We start from the raw sequence: 18,234 nt of genomic DNA, 5'->3' as shown, positions 1-18,234 counted from the left end.
AGGATCTCCTCAAAGGAGCGCATGACATAAGAGATCCTGAAACAAGTTCAGGATGACGGTTACGTTGGGAATTTACTTCCGTAACAATGCAAACACCCCGGTCATCGTCATTAACAATCGCTCACCGGCAACAATTTCGCCATGGCAATAGGCGGTCCGCTTGCCCTTGCGGTCGATATGCGCATGGGCCACGACCCAATCGTCGAGCTTTGCGCCGCTCAGGAAATTTGTATTGAGGTTGATTGTGGCGATGGGCAGCCGCGGTTTTTCGCTAACGAATAATTGGTAGCTAAGAGCCACATCGGCCAAAGTTGTCAGGACACCGCCATGCGCAACCTGGATACCGTTCAAATGCCCTTCCGATATCCGGATACCAACGGCGATGTGATCTGCCTCTTTGCGGGTGAAATATGGACCGGCAACATCCAGAAAACCGCTGGAAAATGTCGCCGGCACAAATCCTTCCGGTACAGACTCCAAGGCGCTATTCAGCCGCCTCGAGCTTGGGACTTTTGGGTGGTTCCTTGCTCGTCAGCCATTTTTCCAGTGTTTCATGGAAATGACGAATCTTGCTTTCCTGATATTGGGCAAAGATAGAAACGCCGTGCGGCTGATTTTTTACGCCCTTCTGCATAGCCTTGTGATTGATATAATCCTGATTGAATACCTTGTTCAAATAGCTGCCAAACTCGGTCGCTTCCGTATAGTCATCGTGCAAATCAAGGAACGTGCATTTTGCCGGCTCAGGGCGTTCAGCGCCTTCGGGCAAGGCCACCATGAACATGACCTCATGCAATGATTGCTCAGGATTATCACCATCGGGGCGGAAGCGATAAAAGATCGGATTGAAATCCGCCCAAGGGCTCATATTCGGAAACACACTGTAGAAGATGGCGTCTGTGAGATCGGCGTCACTGATCTTGTCGACGTCATCACCCCAGGTCGGACGCATTTCTTCGCGCCGGGCCTGTGCAGCCTCATCCCGCATCATATGGGCAGACACGTCAGTAAAAACCATCGGCATGTCTTCTTCTTCGGGAGCGATTTTTCCACCAACCCAGTTGCACATATGGGGATCTGCCGATTTCAGATCGCCTTCAACATAGTTGGCTTCCATGTCGAAAATACCGCTTTTGCCATTGGGCAAAGACACCTCGACACGGTTTTCTTCCAGCCGCTTGAATGTGTGCTTGCTGATCGGGTGGATAAAGCTTTGAAATGCCTTCTGATCCGGAAAAGCCGTCGGATCAGGGTTTTCAAGATCCGTATGCGGGCTTGGCGCACCGTGCGCGGACATTGCGCGCGACACATTGTTCCAAACGTCATATTTGCTGTTTGCATCGGCAAAGGCCGGCATCAATTCGGGATGCGTACCGACCACATGATAGGATTCCATGAAAGCTTCCTGCGCAATTTTCCAGTTGCACGGAAGCCGCTTGATCATATGCGCCGCTTTATACCGACGCTCAAACGGGATCTGGAAATGCCGGTCGAGATCGCCCAGAAAGTCCTCCAATGGCTCGCAATTGGGATCGGGGTTGATGAAAACAAATCCACCCCATTCGCCAACGCGCACTTCCTTTAAACTATGGGTTTCTTCGCTGACGCTCGGGAAATCCCACTGGCATGGCACTTCTTTCAGTTTGCCGTCCAGTTCCCATGACCAGCCATGGAATGGACAACGCAAGGCTTTCTGGCCCTTTTTATGATTGTCACAAATCGCACGGCCACGGTGCATACAGCTGTTGGGATAGGCCTTTATTTCGTCTTCAGAAACACGCACCACGATGAAAGACAATCCTGCAATATCATAGACATGGGTATCACCAACATCCTTGATATCATCTTTGTGACAAGCCATTTGCCAGACGCGTTTCCAGAGCATTTCCACCTCGCGGTCATGCTCTTCTTTCGTCCAGTACCGGCTGACCTCCACTTCTGTCAGGCCGGGCTCCATCGGAGATTCTTCAAAATATACTTCGGGAGCACGCACTTTGTCGCCTTCTAGCAACTCCGTGTAGGAAATACCGTTTGACCGATTGTGACCCGTTAACGTCTCGACCATTATCTTCTCCTGAAAACTAAACTTATTTGCGGGCAGACTACCGCAAGAGCTGGCAAACTCCACTAGTGAATCTGGCAGCCATGGGCGTGTCGAGTTGCGTATTTTGCAAGGCGAAACTTGCGATATAACCTAGTGCTTTTGAGAGGACCGTTCGGTCCGCTTACCTGTGTATCCTGCCCTGCAAGAAGCAGGTTTTGAGTCTGCCGAAAAAAGGAGAGCAAACCCGTGAAACTCTATTCCAGCCTTGGTCCCAATCCTCGGCTCGTCCGAATGTTCCTGGTTGAAAAGGGCATTGAGGTGGAACGAATCCATCTCGATATCATCACCGGCGAAAACCGGAGCGACGATTATGCCCAGAAGAATGTCATGCAGACCACCCCGACGCTGGAACTGGATGATGGGACATTGCTGAGTGAATCGACAGTGATCTGCGAGTATCTCGAGGAGACAAAACCGGATCCCGTACTGATCGGATCAACCCCTGAAGAGCGTGCGGAAACCCGGCGCTGGGCCCGGCGTATCGATCAGGAAATTGCGGTTCCGATGACACTGGGTTTTCGTGGCGGCGGAGGCCGGCCCATGTTCGAACCACGTATGAACGTTGTTAGCACAGAGGCCGCCGCTGAATTGTCCGCCATGTCCGACAAGCACTGGATTTGGCTGGACGGACAATTGGGTGACAAAGACCATATTTGCCACGGCAAGCTGACGCTGGCCGATCTTGTCGCCTTCTGCTTCATCAAATTTGGCGGCACGGTCGGATGGACCTTGCCCGAAGGGACGGACAATCTGGCACGCTTTGCAGCCAAGATGGAAGAACGCCCCTCTGCCGAAATCTGGCGCGGCGAAGAATGAGCGCTTCTCCCGCCACTTTGGCCAAACTCGGCACGATCATGCAAATCAGCTATGTGCCCGACGATTATGACGCGGCACTGGATTACTGGACGCAGAAAATGGGCGCGGGCCCGTTTTTCCACACCGAGGGCGTGCAGGTCGAGAATGTCAAATATCGCGGCGCGCCGTCTGACATCCAGTTTTCCATGGCGATCGGCTATTGGGGTGATGTGCAGGTCGAACTGATCCGTCCTGATAATGATGCGCCCTCGATGTTCAAGGACTGGCGCGCCAAGGGCCTGCAGGGTGTCCAGCATCTCTGCATCATCGTCGATGATTTGAGCGAAGCTCGGCAGATAACCGAAAGCAAAGGCGGCGACGTCATTCAGGAAGTCAGTCTACCCGGCGGTGTCGGCGGGGCTTTCTATGCCGACTATGGCGGCGGCCCCGGCACGATCATCGAATATCTCCAAATCCCGCAAGCGGGCCTCGATGGCTTTGCGGCCATGCGACAAGCCCATCTCGATTGGGATGGCGTGAGCAATCCGGTAATAGGAAAAGAATAGAATATGAGCGAAACTCCACCCGAACGCAGGCCCGACCAGAAACCGATCAGATGCGTATTGGTCGCCGCTGGCAAATATCACGATATTGATTTTGCCCGGCTCGAAATATTAAAGCTGCTGGCCGAGGATGACCGTATCCGAGTGCGGGTCTTCGAAGATTATGAAAATCTCGAAGCGATTAAGAACGCCGATATCCTGATCAGCTATACCTGTGATCTGCTGCCCAGCGAAGCGGCACAGAAAAACATTCAGGACTTCGTCAAAGGCGGCGGGCAATATTTTGCGCTCCATGGCACCAACAGCGTCTTGAAGTTTCTTGAAGACGGCCGGGTCGACGCGCCCGATGACATGCCGACCTTTGTCGACACATTGGGCAGCCGGTTTCTGTCCCATCCGCCGATCATCCCGTTCACCGTCGACAATGCTCAGCCGGATCATCCGCTGGTCAAGGGCATCCCGAGTTTTGAAACCACGGATGAGCAATATCTGGTCGAGACCCGCGCGGAAATCGATGTCCTGCTCGATACAGAATATAATGGCGAGGATGATATTAGTGGCTTCGTCCACAGCGATATAAAAAAAAGCCGTCATCCGGTTTTCTATATTCGCAAGATGGGTGAAGGCGCCGTGCTCTATCTGACCATGGGGCATTGCCGCGGCCATTATGACATGGATCCGGTCCTCGACTGGTGGCCAGAAGTAGACCGTTCCGGTTGGCAGCAGCCGATCATCTATGACCTGTTGCGCCGTGGCATCAAATGGTGCTGTCAGCCCGCAATTGCGAAATTTTAGGCACAGAATTCTAGACGCAAAACAAACCCCAAGACTTTTAAAAGGAGAGCAAAATGGATTTAGGACTGAAGGGCAAAAAAGTTATTCTCACCGGCGGTAGCCGCGGACTAGGGCGCGCTGCGCTAGAGCATTTCGCGAAAGAAGGCGCGGATGTCGCGTTTTTCTCGCGCAATGCCGAGCAAGTGGCCGCAGCCAAAAGCGAACTGGAAGCCCATGGCGGGAAAGTTTTTGCCGAAGCTTTCGATATGACCGATGCCGAGGGTTATCCCAAATGGCTTGAAAAGGCAGCCGGTGAACTCGGTGGCTGTGATATCTTCATCCACAATGTCAGCTCTTCCGGTGCGGGCGCGACTGGTGATTGGGAAGTCACTTTCAATACCGATATTATCGGTGCTGTGAAGGCTCTTGAAGTGCTCGAACCGCATCTCGAGAAATCAGATGACGGTTCGGTGATCTTTATGTCATCGACCGCTGCGTTTGAAACATTTGTTGCACCGCAAGCGTTTAACGCCATGAAAGCGGCGCTGATCACCTATGGCAGCCAGCTCAGCCAGGCGCTTGGCCCCAAAGGCATTCGCGTCAACATGGTATCCCCGGGGCCGATCAAATTCCCGGGCGGCAACTGGTCGCAAATCGAAGCGGGTATGCCAGAATTTTATGAGATGACCAAAGCAGGCTTTGCCCTCGGTGATTTCGGTGAAGCCGATGATGTCGCCCGCAGCGTGGTCTTCCTCGCCAGCCCGGCATCAAGCTATACCACCGGCGCGCATCTGGTGATTGATGGCGGCTTTACCAAGCGCGTTCAATTCTAAGCTACACTCCTCTCCCCTTGAGGGAGAGGAAACGCAGACTTGGCAGCTTGCTGCCATAGTCGAGTTGGAGAGGGGTGGAGGTTTGTTAGGACCTCTCACCCCCTCCCCAACCACTATTTCTTTGTAAAAGCCGAAATCCGGTCATGCATATCGGGACCATGGCCTTCCGATTCCATCACTTCCCATTGCAAGCCCGCATCGAGCGGATCGCCATCGGTTGCCTCTAAAAGCCGCTTGTTTGCGGCATGAGAGAAGCCGGAGTTAGAGACAATTTTCTCGGCCAGCTGCACAATCTCGTCATCAAATTGCGCGATTGGCACGGTATATTCCGCCAGACCGATACGTACAGCCTCCTCAGCATCTATCATATCCGCCGTAAACATCAGGCGCTTGGCCGTTGCGATACCGACACGGCGCGGCAGGCGCTGGCTCATGCCCCAGACCGGAGTCAATGCCCATTTCGCATGGGTGTCACCAAAGCGCGCGCTATCAGCGGCCAGAATGAAATCGGCCGCCAACGCCACTTCCAGTGCACCAGTATAGCAATGACCATGCACCGCCGCGATCACCGGTTTGGGAAGCTTTTCCAGCAAACGAAGGGTTTCGGAATGCCAGCCGCGCGAAGGCACTTCTTCACCCTCCGCGATATCGCTCAGATCATGTCCGGCGGAAAAACATTTGCCTGTTCCGCGAACGACAACACAGCCAATCGCATCGTCTTTGCGAAGGTCCGCAACGTGGCTTCGCAATTCGCGAAACATCTCGACAGTCAGCGCATTAAGCTTGTCAGGCCTGTTGAGCGTCAGCATCGACCATCCGTCATGGTCTTCCCGTAATACACAATCCGTCAAAGCAAATCCTCCTTGGCCGTCAGTATCTAGTTAACGGCCCGGTCTTTGCCATCCCAATAGGGTGCGCGCAACTCACGGCGCAGGATCTTACCCGACGGGTTGCGCGGTAGCTCCGGGATGAAGTCCACGGACTTGGGGCATTTGAAACCGGCAATATTGGTCCGCGCATGGGCAATCAGATCAGCCTCATCCATCTCTGCGCCATCTTTCAATACGACACAGGCTTTCACAGCCTCGCCCCATTTTTCATCTGGCACGCCAATGACCGCTACGTCTGCAATGGCCGGATGGCCATAGATCGCATTTTCAACCTCGGCTGGATAGATATTCTCCCCACCGGAGATGATCATGTCCTTCACCCGGTCGTGGATGTAGAGATAGCCGTCCTCGTCAAAATAGCCTGCATCACCGGTGCGCAGCCAGCCGTCGCTGTCGATTGTCGCGGCTGTCGCTTCGGCCATATTCCAATAGCCTTTCATGTTAAACGACGAGCGCGTGGCAATTTCGCCCACTTCGCGTGCAGCCAATGTGTTGCCATCATCATCGATGATCTTCACTTCGACACCCTGAAGCGGCTTTCCGACCGAACGCATCTTGTCGTTGCCGTTTGGATCATGATCCTCTGGCGGGAGCGCGACAATTGTTCCCGATGTCTCTGTCATTCCATACATCTGCACAAATTCGCAGCCGAACATATCTATGCTCTGCTTCATCATTTCGAGTGGAATGGGCGAAGCACCATAGGTGATATATTTGAGTTTAGAGAAATCCACCTCTCCCACACGCGGATGATTGAGCAATATCTGGATCGCGGCCGGCACCATGAATATCTTGCTGATCCCATATTGCTCTATGAAATCGAGCGCCTGCGCCGGATCATATTCCCGCACCACAATGGCATGACCGCCGCTATACATATTGCCGAGCCCGGACCCGGTACCGCCGATGTGAAAACAGGGCATGGCGAGCAGCATAGTCTCACCCGGTTGCGATTTCTGCCAGTCGGCCAGATCGTCATCCGTAAGCTTGGAGCGCGCCCCGAAAATCGAATAACCGGTCATGATCGCCCCCTTGGGGTGGCCGGTTGTTCCCGATGTATAAAGCTGCAGCGCGTCGTCATCTGGCGCGCAAGGCACCATCGGGTCGACATCCGAAAACCCGTCACGCCACTCCGGATAGCCGGCAAATTCTTCAGTCGCCTCTTCAGAGCAGAAGATGGTCTCAACATATTCAAACTGCGGTTTGATCTGCTTCACCAGATCGACAAATTCCGGGCCAATGAACAAGATTTTGGCCTGACAATTGTTGACAATATAAGTGACTTCCGGACCAGCCAGCCGCCAGTTGACCGGCGTCATCACCGCACCGATCTTGGCCGCACCCAGAAGAATCTCGAAATAGAGATGCGAGTTTTTGCCCATATAGGCGATCCGGTCGCCCTTCTTGACGCCCAGTGAAGCGAGCCCGTTGGCGGCCCGGCTGCTACCAGCGTCCAGTTGGACATAGGTCATCTCGTCCCCTTCAAAGGTGAACACCAGCCCGTCGCCCTGATCCTTGGCCTGTTGCCGGATCACGTCCGCGATAGTAACAATATCTTCTTTCAGCATGGTCCTGTCCTGTCTCTAGCGACCTTCTTATGGTCGATTCTTCTCTCTCTATCTAATCGCGACAGCCGTGGAGACAGCCTAGCATATTGACTAGCCCGATGAGTGACCGTGCACCAAATTCATAGGTGCAATAATGGTGGATTGGGCTAAATTTGAACCATGCGCGACTTGGCTCTCCATCAAATTACAATGACACAAGGTGGCCCGGCGGGGCTTGTCCTGTTCGCGGCAAAAGCGGGTCTGAAGAAAATCTGTCTATTTACCAGCTCTCCTAAAACAGAGGCCGGTGAGAATATGTTTCCGGTTGTGGCAGCCGGTGATCGAGAAGAATTTCAATCTCTGCTCACCGATCATGGTGTTTCTATCGTCAACGCCGAATATTTCCCGGTCATGCCAGAGATTGATGTCATCGAATATACCGGCGCGTTGGAGCTGGCCGCGGAATTGGGCGCCAAACGTGCCGTCACACATATCCATGAAACAGATACTACCCGCATCGCTGATCAACTGGGCGCGCTTTGCGAAACGGTGCGCGGTTTGGGATTGGAAATTGGTCTGGAGTTTACCGGCTTTGCGAAAGGCTGCGACAGTCTTGAAAAAGCAGTGAAACTGCATGAGGCGATGAACCAAGCCAATCTGAGAATCGCCATCGACGCCCTTCATATGTTCCGGACAGGTGGAACGTTGGAACAACTCAACGCCGTTGATCCCCGGATCATCGGCTATGCCCAGATATGCGACGGCCCGCATTTTCGACAATCCGATGACTATGTTGAGGAAGCGATGAACCGGATGATCCCCGGCGAGGGCATGTTCCCGCTCAGCGCACTAATTGATCTTCTGGGAGATCATGTCGATCTTGACATTGAAGTACCCCATTATGCGCCCGGACAACATTTTGACGCAGAACAATGGGCGTTTGAAGCAATATCAGCAAGCAAGGCGTTGCTTGCGTGATTGGAGACGAGAATGACACATGATGACTTGATCGACCGGGCGACCATTACCGACCATGTGCTGAAATATGCCACGGGTATCGACCGGCACCAATGGGATCTCTACCGCTCCATCTTCGCGGATGAGGTCAGATTGGATTTCTCCAGCTGGTCGGGCGATCCAGCCAGTACCATGCCAGCCGATAATTGGGTCGCAGGTGTTCGAGCGACGCTGGAGCCGTTTGATGCCACTCAGCATGTGCTGACAAATTTTATCATCACCCTCGAGGGCGATAGCGCCACCTGTACCTGTTATATGGCCGCCCATCACCATCTTGTTGTTAATGACGACCGGCAAATGCATAGTATCGGCGGCTATTATGTGCACGAACTGGAGCGAAACGGTAGTGGCTGGCTGATCCACAAGACCCAACTCAACGTGACATGGGAAATGGGTGATCGCGGTCTGTTCGAACTGGCTGCCAAGCGAGGTGCAGCCTCAATGGCCTAACGCTGTTGCGTCCTGCGCAATTGCTGTTAAATTGTCCGGACAAATTTGCAAAGGACCACCCCTATGTTTCTCACCAGCCTCTCCGCTCTTGCGCTCACTGCCGGATCACAAAATAGTGCGATGCTGGATCAGCAATTGCTTGGTGTTTATACAAATGAAGAGCAAGCCTATTTTGAAAAGGATGCGGGCCGGACTCCACCACCGTGGATTGCACTGAAAATTGAAAAGCAAGGCGATGATCTGATCGTCACCCGGACAGATGCGTTCGGCAAAGCGGTTGCGGCACCTTTAAAGGGATATGCAGCCATAGGTGTAGAGCGAGACAGCCTGACATTGGGTGGGTGTACCCGCAATTTTGATCGCACAGATGCGGGTTGGGCCTATAGCAAGCTGCAAAACAGAAAACTTTGTAATCAGGATTATCAGATTACCGGCGTGAATGCCGATGGATTAAAACTGCGCTTTGCCGATGGCACCGAAACCCAATTGAAACGCGCCCGCCCTGTCGAATGCTGGGCCGCAGCGAAGAAGACTGAACCCAAGGCAGATGGCAGCCCGGACTGGTTGTTCGTCCAAAAACTAAACCTGCATGATCAGGGCGGACGGGTCATGGTCGGCGGGGGAGAGAGCGGAGCAGAACCGTTAATCTTGCGCATGCGCGCCGTTTATTGGCCGAAACCCAGCACCAACCGGCCGAGCATGGTTCTTTATGTCCACAAGCCCGAAAAGCCGGATAGCGCCGTCAGCTATAGCTGGGCCGATATCAATGCCAGCCGTGTGGGCCTAAACCTGCGTTGGATGCAGGCCAGTTGCACGATTAAAGGTGCCGAGAGAGCTTCGGATGTGACGAGCCAAAATTTCCGCGGCTGATCATTGGGGCGGTGGTGCAAACAGCGCCGGATCAATTTCCGCATTCACCTTGGTCTCTGTCCAGAAGACCTCATTGGATTTGCGCCCATCATAGTAAAGCGTGACATGACGCGCCTGCAGCCAGCGCGGGTCTTCGAGACGCACGAAATCATCATAGACCCGCAAATGCCAACCCCTTGGCGTGCGAAAGCCCATGGTACGGATAGCATAGCTTTGCTGGTCAATGCCGAAAAGGGTTTTGCCGCCCTTTGGATCGGTTAGCTCGACCATGTAGAGCGCATGGCCGCCGACGTCGTCATCTGGCAAGCGGGTGGCGACAAAGCCGGGCTTGTCAGCCTGACGGATAATCCCGAAACCAAAATTGCTCGCCCAGAACTTGTCCGCGTCTGCCTTGGGCGTGATCCCGCGTTCCGTCCAAGTGGTTTCTCCGTCATAGCCCACTTCGAAAATCAGCTTGTCCGCATCTTTGGCGATGATGCGGACCTTGCCATCCGCGCCATGGGCAACAGTACGATCGGGATCAAAGACGCGCCACATTCGGTAACTGCTGGCTCTGGTGCGCGGTTCGTGGCCTTTGGGTCCATAGAAAACGGCGTGACCGGACAAGGTCAAAGTCCGGGCATTGGCCCAATCATCACCACCCGCCGCTTCCCGGGCCATCGCCAGTATCCCGGCGCCCTCCAGCGGCTCATCCGCCGCTCCCACGGGAACCGCCATTATCGCCAAGACCGTCACTATCAAATAGTTTAGATATCTGTTCACCTGACCGCTCTTTCTTATTTGTCCGGACAAATTTACCTTGCCTTGTACCTGTGGTTTCTGTCAACATATGAACATGACGCAAGACGGTAGATATTCGATAAATGGGCGGGCAATCAGTAGGCGCGCCTTTATCGGTGGTGCCAGCGCGTCTCTTGTCGCCTGTGTCGCACCGCGCATGGCATGGGGCAAAACTACCGCAGATGTGATTGTGATCGGCGCCGGACTGGCGGGATTGCACGCAACCTGGCAGCTGGAACAGGCCGGATTGAAAGTCATGTTGCTGGAAGGCAATAATCGGACTGGCGGACGGCTATATACGCTGGACAACCTGCCCGGAACGCCCGACGCCGGCGGTGTCCAGATTGGGGCCGCCTATAAGCGCTTCAACACCATTGCCGATCGACTGGGCGTTGAGCGCTATCTGCCCGAAAGCGGTCAAGGCGGCTATCTTTATAATGTCCGGGGGCAGAATTTCCTGAAGGATCAGTGGCCGGACCTGCCGCAAAATATGCTGGCGGATGATGAGAAGGAGACGAGCCCGGATGCACTTTTTTTCTCCTATATGCGCAAACTGCCGGCGCTCGAAACGACCACCGACTGGATGTCTCCTGCAATCACCGCGAAGGATATCTCCCTTGCCAGCTGGTTAAAGGCGCAAGGTGCATCAGGTGAAGCGATGCGCTTCATGAACGCCAATCTGAACGGTCGTACGCTTGAAGAAATGTCGATGCTCCACATGCAGCGGACGCTTTCCATGTTCAGCACTGCGCGCAAGGCAAATCCCGGACCGACCAAATTTATCCGCGGCGGTTCGCAGCGTATGACCGATGCCATGACCAATGCCATAAATTCGGATATCATATTAAGCGCCCCGGTGTCGGCAATCGAGGACAAGGGTGATGGCGTGGAAGTCAGCCTGACCGACGGACGCAAATATGGAGCGCGTCAGGTAATTTGCACAGCCCCTTTCAGCACCGTCAGAAATATGAAAATCGACGCCGCCCTATCGGCAGACCTGCGCGATACCATCCAGCAACTGCCCTATACAAAGGCCAGTTTTGTTTTCCTGCGCGCGTCCGATGCCTTCTGGAAAGAGGATGACCTACCGGAATATATCTGGAGTGATGACCCGCTAATCGGCCGGGTCTTCACGCTGAACAGCGACCCGCCATTGCTCAAGATATGGGTCAACGGCCCCGCTGCAGAAGCTCTCGACAAGATGGAACCGCAACAGGCTGCCGCCGAAATAATCACACGCATTGAGAAGATCAGGCCATCGGCAAAGGGGAAATTGTCTTATCTTGACATGTTCAGCTGGCAAAAGGAGCCTTTTGCACGCGGTATCTATCACCATATTGGGACGGGCCTCGGCGCTGCCCTTGCCAGCACCGTCCAGCATCAGGGCGAGCGGCTTCATTTTGCCGGCGAACATATGACGCAAAACTGGCCCGGTATGGAAGGTGCGCTTGAAACCGCTGAAAGGGCCGCAAGCAGAGTGCTAGCCCTTGTCTAGCGGAGAAATAGGAAGACATGAGTGACAGCTCCAAAATCCTGACCAGTCGCCGCGCATTTATTGCTGCGGTGACAGCGACAGGTCTTGCGACTTCGGTGACAGGTAAGGCCAAATCGCGTGCCAGTCATCAAGAGCGAAGGTCCACGAAGACCGCCCAGACTTTCGTTCTGATCCATGGTGCCTGGCATGGCGGGTGGTGCTGGCGCGATGTCCGGTCGCAGCTGGAAGCACTGGGGCACCGTGTGTTCACGCCAACACTGACCGGGCTTGCGGAACGTGCGCATCTGTTGTCAGCGGATGTCGGGCTGGACACGCATATCAAAGATATCACATCGCTGATCGACTATTATGACCTGACCGACATTGTGTTGGTCGGTCACAGCTATGGCGGGATGGTGATTACCGGTGTTGCCGACGCGATGAAGGATCGGATCAGCGAGATTATCTATCTCGATGCCGCCCTGCCAAATGACGGCGAAACAATGATTACGCAAGGACCAGAACGCAGCCCGGCAGTCATCGAACAAACCCGCAAGGCGTTGGAAGGCTTCGCCCCCGACGGAATTGCCATGGCAGCCTTCCCGCCCGAATTTCTGGGCATTCCAAAACATCACTCTGGCTATGATTGGGTTGCACGGAAACTGACACCCCATCCGCTCAAAACATGGCTGGACCCGATCCAGCTTGAAAATGGCGGATCGCTGGGACTGAAACGCAACTATATCCATTGCACCGCGCCGGTCCTGCCCAATAGCAGCTTTCCCTATCATGCCGCGCAGGCCCAAACAGACCCAAGCTGGACCTATCATGCGCTGGCCACTGGCCATGACGCTATGATCACGGCACCCAACGAACTCGTGGCAATTTTAACCGGGTAAGGGAAGCGCGCTATATTCTATCCGCACCGCAAATATCAAAAAAAGGCGCCTCCTGAGAGACGCCTTTTTTATCTATGGACGTTGCCAGTCTAGTTGAACGTATATTTCAACTTGATGCCAAATTGCCGCTTGTCACGCAGGCCAACACGGTCGCCTTCGCGGCCAAAGTTGAAGAACCCGCCGGGAAGTGCACGGGTACCAAAGCTTGTATCCGCAAAGTTGAAGGCCGTTGTCGGGGCGTCTTCGTTCAGAAGATTGGTGACGAAAAATTCGATACCCGCATTCTGGCCCGTCAGGCCCAGGCGAAGATTGACATCCGTTGCTTCCTCGACCTCGGCGACATTGGCATTGCTGTCAAAATAGTCGCCCGTAAAATAAAGGTCGCTGCGCAAATACCAGCTATCGAAAAAGCCGCCAAAACCATTGAAATCATCCTCATAGGTTGCGCCCAATGAGAGCGTCAAAGGTGGGAAGCGCGGTGCCCGTTGTCCGGAAATATCTGCATTGGGGCCAAAGATATCACCAAAATCTCCGGTTCCACCGTCGGCAGGAAAGGATGAAATCTTCGCATCAATATAGGCAAAAGAGCCCTGCATGGACAGGTTTTCACTGACGTTCACTGTCGCATCAAACTCGACACCGTAGATATTGGTGCTCGCCCCGTTCGACGTGAAGTTGACCGTACGAACCGGATTGGGCGCTCCCGGATCCGTGTCGGTTATCACCTCAATGGAGCTGAAAATTTCGTCGCTCCGTTTCATGTAAAAGGCGGCAAGGTTGAAAGCAAAGATACCGCTAGGATGTTGTTGCTTCCATCCGAATTCATAGTTGGTCAGCTGTTCTTCGCCAAAAAGCACCCTGGCATCGGGTGCCAAAGCGGCCAGTTCGGCCAGTTGCTGTGCATCCAGTCCAGCGATCTGTGGATTGAAGCCGCCTGGCAAGTTGCCTTCGCTGTAGGTTGCATAGAATGTCGTGTAATTTGACGGCTGATATCGCAACGTTCCGCGCGGCAGGAAGCTGTTAATTTCCCCAGGCGAGATGGGCGTCGCCAGACCGTCATTTACCTCGGGATTGCTGAATTCGTCTTTCTGGAAACGGCCCTCGAGCGTGATCGATATCTGGTCCGTAATTTGGTAATCTAGCGAACCAAAAAAGCCCAGAGTTTCAGCACCCGACACAAAGGGATCAGACCGGAAAATGTCACCAAAGAAGATCGACGGACCAAAAAAACTCGCCGTTCCGCCCAGCTCATCAATATCGATTTTGACGTAGCTCGCTCCGGCAGAGAGATTCAAGCTATCATCAAACAAAGATGCCGACAGGCGCCCTTCAACCGTCACATCTTCTGTTTCACGTGCGGTAAAGCTCGTGAAACTATTGTCGGGAGTTGAATCAAAATCTGTGTAAAAACCAAATCTTTCCTTGTTATATCCCGCCAGAAAACTGAACTCGATATTGTCAGTCAGGTCCGCAGATCCAATTGCGCTCAGACGCAATGAATCAAGGTTCAAACCGAAATCATCCACCGTCGTCGGATTATATTTGAAATCAAATATCGCGTCACTGGGATCGGAACGCCCATCATTCAAAAAACCGAGAAATGCCTGAAGGTTTTCCGGAGCTGTGTTCAGTCCGATGCGATCAGCAGGAGGTTCCGTAATCCGTCCGCGGAAGACCGATTCGCCGCGACCACCGCCCGGTGAAGGCACGACCGAGTCCGTTTGATCGGCAATGCCATTGACGAACTGAAAACCCCCGAAATTATGCTGACTGGTACCAAAGTACAAAACAGAAGCGGCAGGGCCATCATCAATTTCCTGATAGGACCCTCTCAATTTGAGGCGGATGCCATCGCTTGGTTCGATCAGCAACGTGCCGGCGATCGACCATTGTGATTCGTCACCCAGGCGTTGGCCAGGAACAGCAATATTGTCAAAATGGCCGTCTTTCGTATCATAATTACCGCTCAAGCGGAAAGACAGGCCGTCTGTAATCGGACCTTCTACCCCTGCCGCGAAATTATATTCATCCCGGGTGGCCGCCGTGACGCTCAGATCAACCTGGAACTCGTCGCTGGGATCCTTGGTCACATAGTTGATCGCACCAGCAAAAGTGTTGCGGCCAAACAAAGCCGATTGCGGACCTTTGATAATTTCCACGCGTTGCAATTCATTGATACCAATGGTCTGCGCACCGCCGCTGAGGAATACGCCATCCAGAAATACCGTTGCTGTCTGTTGCAAGCGGTTGCCGCTGATCAACGTAATGCCGCGAAACCGTGGCGTTGAGTTAATGCGCGCCGTGCCGTTGGTATTATCACCAAAGGGTTCAACAAAAGCGCCCGGTGCCGCCTTGGTGACTTCTGTAATATCCTGGAAACCAGCGCCTTCAAGCTCCGTTTCACCGATTACGGTAACCGCCAAAGGCGCGTCCAACAGTGTCTCTTCTTTCTTACGCGCCGTAACGATGATCACATTGGAATTATCATCAACACCTTCATCAGCCGTATCTTGTGCGTAAACGGGTGAACTGCCTAAAATCGTCGCCGATAATAGCGCAGCCTTTAATATTAATCGCATCCCCACATCTCCCCTTGATTTATTTGTCTGGACCATAATTTCTGCATCATCGTCCGGTTTTTTTGACCAAAAATTATAAGTATTTTCCATCCACTCGCATTAGACAAACATGCAATCAGAAAGACCCGCTTAGAGTCACGCCGAACTGCCGTCTCTCAGGCGGGGTAATTGCAAAGGCACGTTGCCGAACACCATTGAGCGTCGGAGCGGAAAAATCGACATAACGCAAAATGCCGCGTGGTGTTTTATCTTGGAAAGCATTCTTGACCCAAAACCTGAGAGACAGATTATCCTTCCGAACACCCAGAGAAAAATTGGCTTTGGTAGAGTCTCCCGTTTCCGCCAGATTATGAATTTGTGCAAAGAAGGAAGATCGATAGATTAGATCGCCGCGCGCAAAAACGTCCCAGCCACTGTCTCCAACAGGAACATCCAAAGCTGCGCTGAACGTGGCTTGATGTTTGGATACCAATGGAGGAGCTTGACCGGATACATCGGCAAAAGTGGCACAAGGCGTTGGGCCCGTCGTCAGAGTGCCGTCGCCAAGAACTTGCCCGGCATCCAGAATCGCCGCTGGATTGGTGCAGCCATCTGTTGTTACCAGAGTTGCACCAGGATTATTAGGATCAGCGACCGTTCCTGTGCCCGTTGTCCCGCCCAGCAAAATAGCCTGGTCGGTGCTGACACCATTTGTAACTTCAGCATCAATATAGGCGTATGTTCCTGACAGCGTAAGAAAATCGGTTACTCGCCACGAGGCATCCAACTCCAAGCCGTAAATTTCTGTGTCTCCGATATTGTCGCTGAAGGAATTCACTCCGCCAGCTCCGGTCGTGAACGTGCTCGTCAGCACCTGATCGCTATAGTCAATAAAGAAGCCCGCCAAGTTTATGCGCAGGCCGTCCAAAGGTTCGGACTTGATGCCAACCTCGTAGTTTTTCAGGCTTTCCTCCCCAAAAGTAGTCGTAGGCGCGTCAGTGGAGTTGAAACCGCCCGGAGAGTTACCTTCCGAATATTTGGCATAAACCAACAAATTGTCATTAGCTTGATAATCTACGGTAATCCGGGGAAGAACAGACTTGAACGTTGCATTCCGGACAGCGCCGTCCCCTGCAATGATCCGATCAGGATCTGCAACACCTGCGAACAAATCGCCGAGCCGATAGGAAGCTCCAGGCCGCGTGCCGATTTCTTCTCTTGCAATGCGGAGCTCGCCGCCGATCGTTAAACGGTCCGTAACGTCAAACTCGATGGAACCAAATGCCGCCAGGTTCGTCGTAACATCTGTTTCCGAGATAGAATCAAAACCAAATTCAGTCTGCTTACGGCCGTAATCGGTGCCATTGGTCTTATCGTCAAAAAAGAAGCCGCCAATTTCGACACGGATCGCCTTGTCCTGGGGCGAGGCAAATCGCAGCTCCGCCGAAATTGCAGTACGCTCGATCTCGGAATCAGTATTAAAGGGCGACACACCAAAAGCACAATCCGGTATGAAATTCGCGCAAACAAATGGCGAGCTGATGAATAGGGCTGTCTGATCGTTGAATGTCTGGTCAGTACCGGTTCGCTCGGTAATATCCGTATAACCGAACAAGGCTGTCGCCGTGTAACCAGAATCGCCCAGCTCCGCTGTTGCCGTTGCAATGAAGCGATTTGCCTTCCTGTTTAATCCTGGTTCAATCAATTCATCTGTGTTCAGACCAATGGGTTCTCTTAACTCCACTTCACCTTGAAAATATCCCCGACTGCCTGCGGTAAAGACATTGTTGAAGCTGGAGTCCTGAAGTCCGATTGCATAATGATCATCATCGTCTTCAGTCCGAAGATATATGACACTGGCCTCAAAACCTTCGCTTTGGTAGTTGAGTCCCGCAGAAATTGTGAGAGTTTCCTGACCCAGACTGTTGCCAGTGACAGAATTGGTATAGTCGCCACCGAAGCTGTTATATTTTCCGGACACAAAGCCACTCAATCCGTCACCAATGGGCCCGGCGACACGGCCAAAAATGTCATAGTCATCATGGGTCGCAGCAGTTAGCTCAAAATCAACGGTCAGCTCATCATCGGGCTGCTTGGACACATAGTTTATGGCGCCAGAGAGCGTACCGCGACCAAAGACCGCACTTTGCGGACCTTTGATCACTTCTACCCGGCGATAATTTTCCAGGTCGAGCGCAGTCGAGGCACCTACAAATGGCACGCCATCAATAAAGAAACCGACCTTGCCTTCAGAAATCAAAATGTTCGATGTGCCACGAATGACGGGGCGATCAGCGTCGCGACCAAATGCAGATTGCAACTGAAAGCCAGGAGTGAAGTCAGAGATTTGCTCCAATCCAGAAATATTTGCATCATCGATCAGATCTTCACCAAAAACGCTAACTGCAACAGGGATCGTTTGCAGGCTTTCTTCTCTCTTACGAGCAGTAACCACGATAACATTATCGGATTCTACGGCATCTTGCTGTCCGACGTCCTGCGCAAGTACATGTGTCGGGGTTGCCGCTGTAGCAGCCAGCAAAAGGCCTTTAAGTACGGTTTTCATTATAGCTTCTCCCTGATGTCCAATTGTCCGGACAATTATCTCCAATCGTTAGTTTCCACTGTCAGTCAAATTTGTCCAGACAAATTTTATAATAATGCGAACTGTATGCAAAAA

At 53.0% G+C, this 18,234-nt stretch carries 16 protein-coding genes; 9 read left to right on the top strand and 7 right to left on the bottom strand.

Annotated elements, in window-relative coordinates:
- Nucleotides 1–72 precede the first annotated feature (72 nt).
- Both DK507_RS05005 and DK507_RS05000 read right to left on the bottom strand, forming a co-directional pair.
- Nucleotides 73–456 carry a PaaI family thioesterase gene (locus DK507_RS05005; RefSeq protein WP_162558903.1) on the bottom strand — a complete coding sequence of 128 codons (384 nt, stop codon included), beginning with the start codon at nt 454–456 and terminating at the stop codon, nt 73–75.
- A gap of 28 nt (nt 457–484) precedes the next feature.
- Nucleotides 485–2,065 carry an SRPBCC family protein gene (locus DK507_RS05000; RefSeq protein ID WP_109355273.1) on the bottom strand — a complete coding sequence of 527 codons (1,581 nt, stop codon included), beginning with the start codon at nt 2,063–2,065 and terminating at the stop codon, nt 485–487.
- Between the two features lie 225 nt (nt 2,066–2,290).
- Between DK507_RS05000 and DK507_RS04995 the strand changes: the two genes are divergently transcribed.
- From DK507_RS04995 to DK507_RS04980, 4 genes are read left to right on the top strand one after another with little or no spacing between them, the layout of a single operon-like run.
- Nucleotides 2,291–2,920 (top strand): glutathione S-transferase family protein, encoded by a 630-nt coding sequence (locus DK507_RS04995; protein WP_109355272.1) that lies wholly within the window; start codon nt 2,291–2,293, stop codon nt 2,918–2,920.
- Nucleotides 2,917–3,465, top strand: a complete 549-nt coding sequence (locus DK507_RS04990; RefSeq protein WP_109355271.1) for a VOC family protein — start codon at nt 2,917–2,919, stop codon at nt 3,463–3,465. The genes DK507_RS04995 and DK507_RS04990 overlap by 4 nt, the downstream gene beginning before the upstream one ends.
- A gap of 3 nt (nt 3,466–3,468) precedes the next feature.
- A complete protein-coding gene (locus DK507_RS04985; protein WP_109355270.1) occupies nt 3,469–4,257 on the top strand; it encodes a ThuA domain-containing protein in 789 nt (262 codons plus the stop codon).
- Between the two features lie 53 nt (nt 4,258–4,310).
- On the top strand, nt 4,311–5,069 hold the full coding sequence (locus tag DK507_RS04980; RefSeq protein WP_109355269.1) for an SDR family NAD(P)-dependent oxidoreductase: 759 nt from the start codon (nt 4,311–4,313) through the stop codon (nt 5,067–5,069).
- A gap of 113 nt (nt 5,070–5,182) precedes the next feature.
- On the opposite strand, the gene DK507_RS04975 is transcribed toward DK507_RS04980, so the two are convergent.
- On the bottom strand, nt 5,183–5,920 hold the full coding sequence (locus DK507_RS04975) for an enoyl-CoA hydratase/isomerase family protein (protein WP_109355268.1): 738 nt from the start codon (nt 5,918–5,920) through the stop codon (nt 5,183–5,185).
- A 26-nt stretch (nt 5,921–5,946) separates the two neighbouring features.
- Nucleotides 5,947–7,527, bottom strand: a complete 1,581-nt coding sequence (locus tag DK507_RS04970; protein ID WP_109355267.1) for a fatty acid--CoA ligase — start codon at nt 7,525–7,527, stop codon at nt 5,947–5,949.
- Nucleotides 7,528–7,716: 189 nt separating this feature from the next.
- Here DK507_RS04970 and DK507_RS04965 point away from each other — a divergent pair, with 189 nt between their 5' ends.
- The 3 genes from DK507_RS04965 to DK507_RS04955 all read left to right on the top strand — a co-directional run bounded on the left by DK507_RS04965 (nt 7,717) and on the right by DK507_RS04955 (nt 9,843).
- Nucleotides 7,717–8,484 carry a sugar phosphate isomerase/epimerase gene (locus tag DK507_RS04965; protein ID WP_216822332.1) on the top strand — a complete coding sequence of 256 codons (768 nt, stop codon included), beginning with the start codon at nt 7,717–7,719 and terminating at the stop codon, nt 8,482–8,484.
- A gap of 12 nt (nt 8,485–8,496) precedes the next feature.
- A complete protein-coding gene (locus DK507_RS04960; RefSeq protein WP_109355265.1) occupies nt 8,497–8,973 on the top strand; it encodes a nuclear transport factor 2 family protein in 477 nt (158 codons plus the stop codon).
- Nucleotides 8,974–9,036: 63 nt separating this feature from the next.
- Nucleotides 9,037–9,843 carry a hypothetical protein gene (locus tag DK507_RS04955; RefSeq protein WP_109355264.1) on the top strand — a complete coding sequence of 269 codons (807 nt, stop codon included), beginning with the start codon at nt 9,037–9,039 and terminating at the stop codon, nt 9,841–9,843.
- Here DK507_RS04955 and DK507_RS04950 read toward each other — a convergent pair whose 3' ends face one another.
- The gene (locus DK507_RS04950; RefSeq protein ID WP_162558902.1) at nt 9,844–10,605 is read right to left on the bottom strand and encodes a hypothetical protein; all 762 of its coding nucleotides are present in this window, start codon (nt 10,603–10,605) and stop codon (nt 9,844–9,846) included.
- Nucleotides 10,606–10,678: 73 nt separating this feature from the next.
- Here DK507_RS04950 and DK507_RS04945 point away from each other — a divergent pair, with 73 nt between their 5' ends.
- Entirely contained in the window at nt 10,679–12,118 is a 1,440-nt protein-coding gene (locus DK507_RS04945; RefSeq protein WP_162558901.1) for an NAD(P)/FAD-dependent oxidoreductase, read from the top strand.
- A 17-nt stretch (nt 12,119–12,135) separates the two neighbouring features.
- On the top strand, nt 12,136–12,996 hold the full coding sequence (locus tag DK507_RS04940; protein WP_109355261.1) for an alpha/beta hydrolase: 861 nt from the start codon (nt 12,136–12,138) through the stop codon (nt 12,994–12,996).
- A gap of 89 nt (nt 12,997–13,085) precedes the next feature.
- On the opposite strand, the gene DK507_RS04935 is transcribed toward DK507_RS04940, so the two are convergent.
- Together DK507_RS04935 and DK507_RS04930 are read right to left on the bottom strand one after the other, a co-directional pair.
- Nucleotides 13,086–15,575, bottom strand: coding sequence for a TonB-dependent receptor (locus DK507_RS04935; RefSeq protein ID WP_162558900.1), 2,490 nt, complete (start codon nt 15,573–15,575; stop codon nt 13,086–13,088).
- 115 nt (nt 15,576–15,690) lie between these two features.
- The gene (locus tag DK507_RS04930) at nt 15,691–18,120 is read right to left on the bottom strand and encodes a TonB-dependent receptor (protein WP_109355259.1); all 2,430 of its coding nucleotides are present in this window, start codon (nt 18,118–18,120) and stop codon (nt 15,691–15,693) included.
- Nucleotides 18,121–18,234 lie beyond the last annotated feature (114 nt).

The sequence above is a fragment of the Sphingorhabdus sp. EL138 genome (assembly GCF_900258045.1).
GTDB lineage: Bacteria > Pseudomonadota > Alphaproteobacteria > Sphingomonadales > Sphingomonadaceae > Parasphingorhabdus.
This window is presented reverse-complemented; position numbering and strand designations above follow the sequence as displayed.

Excerpts from the sequence above, each read along its gene's own strand:
- DK507_RS05000 (WP_109355273.1), bottom strand. The coding sequence starts at position 2,065 with ATGGTCGAGACGTTAACGGGTCACAATCGGTCAAACGGTATTTCCTAC.
- DK507_RS04990 (WP_109355271.1), top strand. The coding sequence starts at position 2,917 with ATGAGCGCTTCTCCCGCCACTTTGGCCAAACTCGGCACGATCATGCAA.
- DK507_RS04985 (WP_109355270.1), top strand. The coding sequence starts at position 3,469 with ATGAGCGAAACTCCACCCGAACGCAGGCCCGACCAGAAACCGATCAGA.
- DK507_RS04980 (WP_109355269.1), top strand. The coding sequence starts at position 4,311 with ATGGATTTAGGACTGAAGGGCAAAAAAGTTATTCTCACCGGCGGTAGC.
- DK507_RS04970 (WP_109355267.1), bottom strand. The coding sequence starts at position 7,527 with ATGCTGAAAGAAGATATTGTTACTATCGCGGACGTGATCCGGCAACAG.
- DK507_RS04965 (WP_216822332.1), top strand. The coding sequence starts at position 7,717 with ATGACACAAGGTGGCCCGGCGGGGCTTGTCCTGTTCGCGGCAAAAGCG.
- DK507_RS04960 (WP_109355265.1), top strand. The coding sequence starts at position 8,497 with ATGACACATGATGACTTGATCGACCGGGCGACCATTACCGACCATGTG.
- DK507_RS04955 (WP_109355264.1), top strand. The coding sequence starts at position 9,037 with ATGTTTCTCACCAGCCTCTCCGCTCTTGCGCTCACTGCCGGATCACAA.
- DK507_RS04945 (WP_162558901.1), top strand. The coding sequence starts at position 10,679 with ATGACGCAAGACGGTAGATATTCGATAAATGGGCGGGCAATCAGTAGG.
- DK507_RS04940 (WP_109355261.1), top strand. The coding sequence starts at position 12,136 with ATGAGTGACAGCTCCAAAATCCTGACCAGTCGCCGCGCATTTATTGCT.
- DK507_RS04935 (WP_162558900.1), bottom strand. The coding sequence starts at position 15,575 with ATGCGATTAATATTAAAGGCTGCGCTATTATCGGCGACGATTTTAGGC.
- DK507_RS04930 (WP_109355259.1), bottom strand. The coding sequence starts at position 18,120 with ATGAAAACCGTACTTAAAGGCCTTTTGCTGGCTGCTACAGCGGCAACC.